The following is a 9,352-nucleotide window of genomic DNA, read 5'->3' as shown; positions in this document are numbered from 1 at the left end:
AAAGCAACTAAAACACTCTCCACCAAACCCGACACTTGACACGGATCGTGCGTGCCCTCACTCGGCGTGGCCCGGTATTCATCGCTGGGAAGCTCGGCATGCACGCCTCGACGGTCGGTCGGGTGTTGCGTCGTCATCACGCCCCGTTGTTGCGTGAACTGGATCCCGTCACGGGTATCAGGATCCGCGCGGAACGACGGTCAGCGAACCGATACGAACACGAGTATCCGGGATCCTTGATCCATATTGATGTGAAGAAGCTCGGCCGCATCCCTGACGGCGGTGGGTGGCGGCTGCACGGGCGCAGCGAACTCCCGCACCGGAAACGAGGACAAGGGTATGACTACGTCCACACCGTGATCGATGATCACTCTCGTGTCGCGTACGCCGAGATCCACGACGACGAGAGAGGCGTGACCGCGGCCGGTGTCCTGGAACGCGCCATCAGGTTCTATGCCTCACTCAGGGTGACCGTCGAGCGTGTCATCAGCGATAACGCGTTCGCGTACCGATACTCAGCCGCGTTCCGCGACGTCATGATCCGACACAGCATCCAGCAACGATTCATTCGCCCGCACTGCCCCTGGACGAACGGGAAAGTCGAACGCCTCAACCGCACCCTCGCGACCGAATGGGCGTACGCGAGGCCCTGGACCACCAACGACGAACGCAGAGCAGGATTGACGGCCTGGCTGAACTACTACAACCTAGACAGACCCCACCTCGGCATCGACGGCCAAACTCCCATCGACCGCGTCAACAACGGTCGAGGTCAGTACAACTAGCGGAAGTGCGCACGATCACGGGAGGGGTCGGCGTCGACGTTGCACTTGATGCGGTCGGTGCGAGTGAACCGTCTCCTGCTGAACAACACAGATGTGCGTGGCGTGGATTCCGCCAGTTTGATTTTCGATGCGCACGAGAGTCGGGCCGCGTGGCGGCATCTGATGGAGATGTGGCACGCAGGCTACTTCGGTGCGATGATCGTGCACGGAGGAGATATCGCCAAGTACGCAGCTGTGCTGCGGGATCTTGACGAGCGCACGGTGAGTGGCCGGCTCGTCCTCGTCACCAAAACGTGATCTTGGCGAACCGCTCGCTCAAAGCGAGAGCTGAGGGGCTGCTCCAGTGACCGAGTTCTGCCCCTGGCCAACCCCTCAGCACATGTGAACGAGACTGACCTATTTGGGATAATGGATGCCCGCGGTGGTGGCGCCGTCGATCGCGATCTCCGCGCCGCTGATATAAGAGGAGACATCGTCGAGAAGGAAAGCGACCAGGTTCGCAATGTCGCTAGGCTGACCGTATCGGCCTAGTGGGATCTCCGAAGGGGAAAGGACAGCGCCGCTTTCACTGATCGCGCCGGCGATCATCGGAGTCTCGGTGTCGCCCGGGTGAATGGAATTCACACGGATCCCATCACGGCCGAGCTCCAACGCTGCAGCCTTCGTGATGCCACGGACCGCCCACTTCGTGCCCACATAGGAGAACGCGTCGGTATAACCGACGAGGCCGGCGGTCGAGGAGATATTGACGATGGATCCGCCGCCGACGGCACGCAGGTGGGGGAGTACCGCCTGCATGCCGAGGAACGGGCCGGTCTGGTTGACGGCAATGGTGCGCTGCCAGGATTCCAGGGTGGCCGTCTCCAAGGTCTCATCCAGGAGGATACCTGCGTTGTTGACCAGGCCGTCGATCCGGCCAAAGTGGGTTAGCGCGGTATCAACGATCTCCGTCCATGATTCGGGGCGCGTGACATCGAGTCGGCAAAAGACGCAATCCGGCCCGATCTCAGCGGCCGTGGCCGCTCCTTCGGCTTCGAGGACATCCCCGATCACTACCTGGAAGCCTCGGGCGACCAGTGCTCGGGCGTGGGCCGCCCCCATGCCGCGCGCGCCACCAGTGACGATCGCTACTTTCTGCACGGTATCCGTCATACGGTTCTCTCTTTCGTTCCTCATAAGGATCAAATCGGGTTGCGCGCAGCGGTCAGCCAGCCGCCGTCGATGACCACCTCGGTGCCGTGGATGAAGGCGGCGTCATCGCTGGCCAGGTACACGGCGAGCTTCGCGATCTCCTCCGGCTCGCACCAGCGGCCGGCAGGCGTGCGAGCGATCTCCTCTTCGTTCTCGGGCAGGGTGTCTGACCCGCCCTGGGGCATCGTCAGACCCGTCTTGGTCGCGCCGGGGCAAATGGCGTTGACACGGATGCCCTTGCGCCCGTAGTCGAAGGTCAGGGCTCGAGTCAGGCCAAGCACCCCGTGCTTGGCGGCCGTATACGCAGTGCCGCCGCCCGCCGCGCTCAAGGATGCGATGCTCGCGGTATTGACGATCACGCCGCCGCCGTTGTCCAACATGTGGGGGATGACCTCGCGGGCCATCAGGAAAGGGCCGGTCAGGTTGACCGCGATGTTGAGATCCCACTCGGACAGTGGAATCTCGTGAGCGGCGCCGAAACTGTCGATGATGCCCGCGTTGTTGCACAACACATCGACCTTGCCGGCCCAGTCGAAGGTCTCCTTGATCGCGGCGGCCACGGACTCTGGCTTGCTGATGTCCACCCGCACGGCGATAGCGACCGAAGGATCCGGGAGGAGTGCCACTGACTCTTTCGCCCCATCTAAGTTGATGTCCAATGCGGCAACCCGCGCTCCCTTCGCGGCGAACTCCTGAACCATGGCGCGACCCATGCCCGAGCCACCGCCGGTGATCACCACTACCTTGCCCTCGAACGACGTCATGACTGAACTCCTTTGTTATGCCAGTGGGTGCTGAAAAGAGCGAATCGAAATCCGAGCCTTCTGCGGCAGACCGCTCGGAGCATGCAGCAGACGCAATATCCGGACCCGTCGAAAACCATGCTATACCACCAATTGAATGAGTGTAAAGGAAGGAGGGGGCGGATGTGCCCAGCTGAAGAAGTGTCGCGATCTTGACGGCGGAGTGGGTGAGTGCGTACTCTATTGAACGATAATTTAATTTGGTGATGGTGGACGAAACCCTGATTCGCACACTCTCCAGAGTTGAGGACATCCCGGGGGTAGAGCGTGTTCAGCGTGGAACAAGGCGCATGCGGCACGCCCACCGCCATCGACGCACCACGCCAGGCAGCTTTCCCAGGTGGTGGGGCGAGCGTGAATCTTGGGGTTCTCCCGCATCACTCCGTATGAACTCGCTCACCCAGCCCACTATGCAGTCGTTCGACATCAAAGGAGATGACGCCGTGAAATCCACGATGCAGCACGTCGACCTCAGTATCCTCGACATTCTTGAGCATGGTGCTCAGAACTTCGGAAGCACCGAAGTGGTCGCCCGATATGAGGATGGCACTCGCGTATCGACGTTCGCTGAGATCCGCCGACAGGCCGCGAGCCTGAGCGCCGGTCTGCGTGAACTGGGCGTCGGCGTGGGGGATCGCGTGGGAACTTTCGCGTGGAACACTAAGGAACACCTCGAGAGCTATTTTGCCGTGCCCAGCATGGGCGCCGTGCTGCACACGATGAATCCACGCTTCAGTACCGAGCAGCTGTCCTGGTGCGTCCAAGACGCTCAGACCTCGGTCGCGATCGTGGATAGTTCGCTCGCGGAGCCATTCACCGAGCTTCTCGAACGGGAGCTGCCCTTCAAAGCTGTCATCATCTACGAGAACGGTGAGCCGCTCGCTGGGAAGAAGTGCGAACGGCTGTGGAGGCAGGCGCAACGCCGCGGCATCGAGGTGCGTTTCTACTCGGAACTCGTGGATGCGCACCACGGAGAGGACGCCTTCCAGCGCGTTCCCGAGCATGCAGCGGCTGCGCTCTGCCATACCTCAGGAACGACTGGCAATCCGAAGGGCGTGGCCTACAGTCACCGGTCGATTTGGCTGCATTCGCTCCTGAACACCAGTGCCGCCCAGTTCGGACTGTCGAGCCAGGATACTATCCTGCCGGCCGTCCCCATGTTCCATGTCATGGGCTGGAACCTCTCCTTCTCCGCGTTCATGGTGGGTAGCCGCCTCATTCTCACCAACCGTTGGAATCAGGCGGAGCCGCTGCTCCAGCTCATCGCTGAGCAGGAGCCGACCTTTGGCGCCGGTGTTCCCACGATCTGGAACGATATTGCACACCGCTACGAGCAGGGGGGTGAGTCGTACGATCTTTCCTCGCTGCAGCGCATCTCCTCGGGGGGTGCCGCCGTTCCCGAGAGCCTGATCCACTGGTGGCAGCAGCAGCACGGCATCACGATCTTCCACGGCTGCGGGATGACTGAGACTTCCTCGACGATGACCTCGGGATTCCCGCCGGGTGGCATCGACCTCCAGGAGCTCTCGCCCTACCAGCGCACCCAAGGGCAGTTCCTGATCGGAGTACAGCACCGCATTGTCGACGAAGAGGGACGCGAACTCCCTCAGGACGGTGAGACGGCCGGCGAGCTGCAACTGCGCGGTCCGTGGATCACCGGCGCGTACCTGAATCGCGATGAGCCCGCGGTCACCGAGGATGGTTGGCTGCCCACGGGTGACATTGCGACGATCACGGCGAACGGGTATCTGCAGTACACCGACCGCAGCAAAGACATCATCAAATCGGGCGGGGAGTGGATATCCTCCGTCGCGCTGGAAACCCGGCTCGTCGGGCACCCCGGCGTCCACGAAGCGGTCGTGATCGGAGTCGATGATGCGCGCTGGCAGGAACGCCCGGCAGCGGTAGTGGTCTGCCGAGGCGAACGACCAGAAATCTCAGATTTGAAAGCGCACCTTCTCGAAGGTTTCCCGAAATTCTGGGTGCCGGATGAGTGGATATTCGTCGACGAGATTCCGCGAACCTCGGTCGGCAAGTACGACAAGAAGAAGCTCCGCGCTGACTACCGGGCAGGCCTACTGCCCCAAGACTCGTGACCGAATCACGGGCTGCTCGGTGCACTCCGAGAAGGCCACAACCCAGACAGCGGCACCAATGTGCCAGATGACGAACAAATGAAGGAGCGCATTGCCATGGTCCAGGACGCCTCAACCCCACACGCGTATGATCTCACCGGCTCCGAGGCGTCGTTCGCGCGCGCCAAGCAGGTGATCCCCGCAGGGCTCGTTTCACATATCCGATACCGGGAGCATCAGGCGGTATTCACCCGCGGAGCGGGAGCCTATATCTGGGATGTCGACGGAAACAAGTACATCGATGCCGTCTGTGCCCATGGGCCGGTGTTCCTCGGCCACGCGCACCCGACGGTGAATGCGGCCGCAGTTGCGTCCATCTCTGAGTCGAGCCAGTTCGGTGGCAGCATTCCCGCAGAAGCCGAGCTCGCCGAACTCGCCCTGAGTAAGCTCCCCTTCGCGCAGAAACTCACGCTGATGACTACCGGCACCGAGGCTGTCCAGCTCGCGCTCCGGATCGCGCAAACCGCAACCGGCCGGGACCGGATCGTCAAGTTCGATGGCCACTATCACGGGTGGATCGACCCGGTCTACGTGAACATTCCTGGCTACGATCCTCAGCCCCCCGCCGATCTCGGATCGCCAGGCGAGTACACGCCCATCCAGCCCGAACCGGCCGTGCTGGGGGCAACACCGCCGCCGAACATTGTCATCGCGAGATGGAATGATCTCGAGCACTTCCGCAAGCTCATGGCCGATGTGGGCGACACGATCGCCGGGATCATCATGGAGCCCCTGCTGACCGGTTTTGGTACCTTCGCCCCTCGGCAGGAGTTCATCGAGGGCATGATCGAGATCGCACATCAGCACGGTGCCCTGGTCATCTTCGACGAGATCGTCACCGGATTCCGTGTTGCTCCCGGGGGCGCTGCTGAGCTTCTCGGCGTGAACCCGGATATCGTCGTGTACGCGAAAGCCATCGCAAACGGATTCCCGATCGCCATGGTCGCCGGCAGCGAGGAGGCCATGGCATGCGTGACCGACGGAACTGTCCCCGCCGCCGGCACCTACAGCGGTACCCCGCATTGCGTCGAGGCTGCCAAAGCGACCCTGAAGATCATCTTCGACGAGGGGGGCGCGTTCTACGCACATCTTGAGACGGTCGGGGCCCGCCTCAAGGCAGGTTTCGAGCGGGTGGGGGCCGAGCAGGGACTGCCCATTTCAGCCAACCAGATCGGCCCGCTCGTCCAGCTCTTCTGGGGGGAGCATTTGGACACCACGTCCCTCGAGGGTGTCTACGCGTCCGAGCGGAAGACGATCACCGCGATCATGGAAGAGATGATCGCCCGTGGCGTCTACACCACGAGAAAGGGGCTCTTCTTTCTCAATCGCGCGCATACCGAGCAGGACATTGACGATATCGTAGAGATCTTCGCTGAATCCGTGAGTGCCGTCTCTCGGAACCTGCAGGTCGCCTAGAGCATCGGAGAGGAAGCCCGAATGACTGCGGAACGATTGGACGGTGTGGCGACAGCGGCCGCGATCAAGCGTGAGCTCGCCGAACGCATCGCCGAACTGAAACGGCAGGGAACCACCCCCGGCATCGCCACCGTCCTTGTCGGTGCCGATCGGGCATCTCAGCTGTATGTCAGTATGAAGCATCGGCAATCGCTGGAGCTCGGCATGAACTCCATCCAGCGCGAACTGCCGCATGATGCGACGCAGGCCGACGTGCTCAAACTGCTCGACGAGCTCAATTGTGACCCGACCTGCCACGGATACATCGTGCAACTTCCGCTCCCCGCACATCTCGATACACATGAGATTCTGGAGCGAATCGACCCGGCAAAGGATGCCGATGGGTTGCACCCGGTCAATCTCGGGCGTCTGGTTCTCAACGTGAACGAACCGATTGACTCGCCTCTGCCTTGCACGCCTCGCGGCGTCATTGACCTCCTGACCCGCAACGGGATCGATCTGGCAGGCAAGCACGTCGTCGTTGTGGGCCGCGGTGTGACGATAGGACGATCCATCGGCCTTCTCCTCACGCGCCGCCAAGTCAACGCGACTGTGACGCTCACGCACACCGGCACCGTCGACCTCGCCGCACATCTACGAAAAGCAGACATCATCGTAGCCGCGGCGGGGGCGAAGCACATGATCCGTGCGGATCATGTCAAGCCCGGTGCGGTGGTGATCGACGTCGGGGTCACGCGAGAAGTGGATCCCGACAGCGGGACCTTCAAGACCTACGGAGATGTTGAACCTGCGGTTGCGGAAGTGGCCACCGCGCTATCTCCGAATCCCGGCGGCGTCGGCCCGATGACCGTCGCACTCTTGCTTACTAATGTCGTTGAAGCGGCAGAACGCGCGACGCGGCTCACGCAGCCGATCGTGACGCTGTGATCTCAGACGAACATGTGAGCTAGTGTCCTGCACCGTTAATTCGTTGGTAGTTTTGTAGAAATTTAGGGTAGAGCGAGGACTGGTCGCCCCTAGGTGGAGCTGATCCTGACGGATGAGGAGCGGGAGCAGCTGGTGCGGTGGACTCGCCGCTGCAGGTCGTCTCAGGCGCTCGCGGATCGTGGTGGCATGCGGGGACGGGAGGGTCTGCTCGCGTACCTGGGTCAGCTCGAAGCCGTTTCGGCTGGCCCCAAAGACTCACGAGGTGATACAGGCGGGCGCATCTTTGATGCGGCGATCGAACAGTTCGCTCATGAGGGTGCCTGGGCGACGTCGGTGCGCAAACTGAGCGCGGCCGTCGGCATCAGCGCCGCTGGCATCTACTCCCGCTTCGATTCAAAGGCGGTCATGCTCGGCGCCGACCTCGCGCGTACATACGCTGCCTTCCTTCGGCATGTATTTGTCGTCACGGGGACGACCGCCACCATGGATTTCATACCTCCTGAGATCGCCGAGCGCCACATGCGTTTCCGGATAGAACAGCACCTCAACCAGAGTCGAGCACCCAGCTGCTGAGCGGATACGTGCATGAGCGGCATATCGCCCCGGCCAACGCCGCCGTGTTCTAAAGAACGCAACGGTTCTGCGTGATGACAGTATGAGCTGCGGTCGCGCAGTACCGAGGCCGTATGTCAGTGGAAGTTTCGCTGGAGCAGAAGCAACCCTGGCCCTTTGCGACAGCTCGAAGGGAAGGCCGCGACGACCCCCGTCCGCGAACGTGGAGTAGTTCATCCGCGCTTGCCTTGACGTGTTTGACCCCATTGCGAGGGTAGGCGCGCAGCCGCAGCAACCGGACCACTGCATCATTGAATGAATAATCAATAAATACTGGTGCGCATCCTTAATGACTGCTAATCTGCCACTAGGTCGAAGCTGGAGTTCACGTTCAAGCACTGTAACTACGTGGCTCCGCATCGACGTTGTCCGAGCTTCAATGACGAAGGAGACATACAGTGAACCGCAGACAGGTAGATGCGCGGCGAGGATCGATGCTGGTGGCTGGACTGGCCGTCGTGCTATTCGCGAGTACGGCTTGCGCGCCCCCCTCGGTCGGAGGCGTTTCAGGCGCTGCCGACGACAGTTGGTCCGCGTCTGAAGAGGTGCAGCAGGCACTCGCCGCCGAGGGTGCCGTCGAAATCTTCGACGCGCAGTACGGCGAGGCAAGCCTCTACACGCATGTTCTCGCGAAGGTCTACGAACGTGCCGGGGGCGAGGCGACTGTTACTCCGCTCGCTAACCTGACGCAGCATCTTCCGGTAGTCGCCGCTGCGGACAACGGCATCTCGCCGTCACTGTGGGACTTCTCGTTCCCCGAGCTCTTCGCACAGTACGTCGACCAGGAAAAGACAGTGGACGCCTGGGACTCGGACATCGTCGCCGAGGAAGGCTGGTACGTGCCGACCTACATGATCAAGGGTGACGAGGAACGCGGCATTGAGGCCACGTGCCCCGAGTTGCCAGACTGGGAAGCGTTGAACGAATGCGTCGACCTGCTCAAGTCGGACGCCTCGGGCGACAAAGGCGCATTCTTGACGGCTGGTCCTGAATGGGCGGGCTACTACGGTGACGAAGACCGCATCAAGAATCTTGGGTTGAACTTCGAGATCGAGTTCACCGGGTCCGAAGCGGCGCTGACAGCAGCGATCAAGCGGGCATACGACCGAGGTGAGCCGTTCGTCGCACTTGCCTGGTCGCCGCACTATGTCACGCTGAAGTACGACCTCACGCGCGTTGAGTTCCCGCCGTATTCGGACGAATGCTGGGGCAACACCTATGCCTGCAACTGGCCCGATATCGTGATCAAAAAGGGAGCATCGGCCAAGCTCGACGAGCTCTACCCCACCGCTGACGCCATCTTCCGCAACGCCGACATTGACGCGGACGACATCCTCGAGATGATGATCGCGATGGAGGAGGAAGGCAAGACCTACGAACAGGCTGCCGAGGAGTGGTTGACGGCGCACCCCGACCGCTGGCAGTCCTGGGTCCCGGAAGAGCCGGTCACCGCGCGCGCGTCCTGAGCGCGATCATTCGGGCT

The 9,352-nt window shown here is 61.8% G+C and carries 8 protein-coding genes and 1 pseudogene; 7 read left to right on the top strand and 2 right to left on the bottom strand.

Features of this window, described 5'->3' with window-relative positions; genetic code table 11:
• Positions 1-41: 41 nt before the first annotated feature.
• Both AMS67_RS07055 and AMS67_RS07050 read left to right on the top strand, forming a co-directional pair.
• Positions 42-785, top strand: a pseudogene (locus tag AMS67_RS07055) (IS481 family transposase); the annotation flags it as partial.
• A gap of 63 nt (positions 786-848) precedes the next feature.
• A complete protein-coding gene (locus AMS67_RS07050; protein ID WP_156316561.1) occupies positions 849-1,082 on the top strand; it encodes an MDR/zinc-dependent alcohol dehydrogenase-like family protein in 234 nt (77 codons plus the stop codon).
• A 99-nt stretch (positions 1,083-1,181) separates the two neighbouring features.
• Here the strand turns inward: AMS67_RS07050 and AMS67_RS07045 are convergent, their stop codons facing one another.
• Both AMS67_RS07045 and AMS67_RS07040 read right to left on the bottom strand, forming a co-directional pair.
• Positions 1,182-1,937, bottom strand: coding sequence for a glucose 1-dehydrogenase (locus tag AMS67_RS07045; protein ID WP_053386695.1), 756 nt, complete (start codon positions 1,935-1,937; stop codon positions 1,182-1,184).
• 29 nt (positions 1,938-1,966) lie between these two features.
• Positions 1,967-2,740 (bottom strand): SDR family NAD(P)-dependent oxidoreductase, encoded by a 774-nt coding sequence (locus AMS67_RS07040; RefSeq protein WP_053386694.1) that lies wholly within the window; start codon positions 2,738-2,740, stop codon positions 1,967-1,969.
• 482 nt (positions 2,741-3,222) lie between these two features.
• Between AMS67_RS07040 and AMS67_RS07035 the strand changes: the two genes are divergently transcribed.
• The 5 genes from AMS67_RS07035 (at position 3,223) to AMS67_RS07015 (ending at position 9,335) form a co-directional block, all read left to right on the top strand.
• Positions 3,223-4,875, top strand: coding sequence for a long-chain-fatty-acid--CoA ligase (locus AMS67_RS07035; protein ID WP_075201268.1), 1,653 nt, complete (start codon positions 3,223-3,225; stop codon positions 4,873-4,875).
• A gap of 78 nt (positions 4,876-4,953) precedes the next feature.
• Positions 4,954-6,330 (top strand): aspartate aminotransferase family protein, encoded by a 1,377-nt coding sequence (locus tag AMS67_RS07030; protein WP_053386692.1) that lies wholly within the window; start codon positions 4,954-4,956, stop codon positions 6,328-6,330.
• A gap of 21 nt (positions 6,331-6,351) precedes the next feature.
• Complete coding sequence (locus tag AMS67_RS07025; protein ID WP_053386691.1) at positions 6,352-7,257, top strand: bifunctional methylenetetrahydrofolate dehydrogenase/methenyltetrahydrofolate cyclohydrolase; 906 nt, start codon at positions 6,352-6,354, stop codon at positions 7,255-7,257.
• A 93-nt stretch (positions 7,258-7,350) separates the two neighbouring features.
• Positions 7,351-7,830, top strand: coding sequence for a helix-turn-helix domain-containing protein (locus AMS67_RS07020; protein ID WP_053386690.1), 480 nt, complete (start codon positions 7,351-7,353; stop codon positions 7,828-7,830).
• A 584-nt stretch (positions 7,831-8,414) separates the two neighbouring features.
• The gene (locus AMS67_RS07015; protein ID WP_162230827.1) at positions 8,415-9,335 is read left to right on the top strand and encodes a glycine betaine ABC transporter substrate-binding protein; all 921 of its coding nucleotides are present in this window, start codon (positions 8,415-8,417) and stop codon (positions 9,333-9,335) included.
• Positions 9,336-9,352 lie beyond the last annotated feature (17 nt).

Source organism: Leucobacter japonicus (assembly GCF_001273855.1).
Lineage (GTDB): Bacteria > Actinomycetota > Actinomycetes > Actinomycetales > Microbacteriaceae > Leucobacter > Leucobacter japonicus.
Note: the sequence above shows the minus strand (reverse complement) of the source record. Positions and strands in the feature narration are given on the sequence as shown.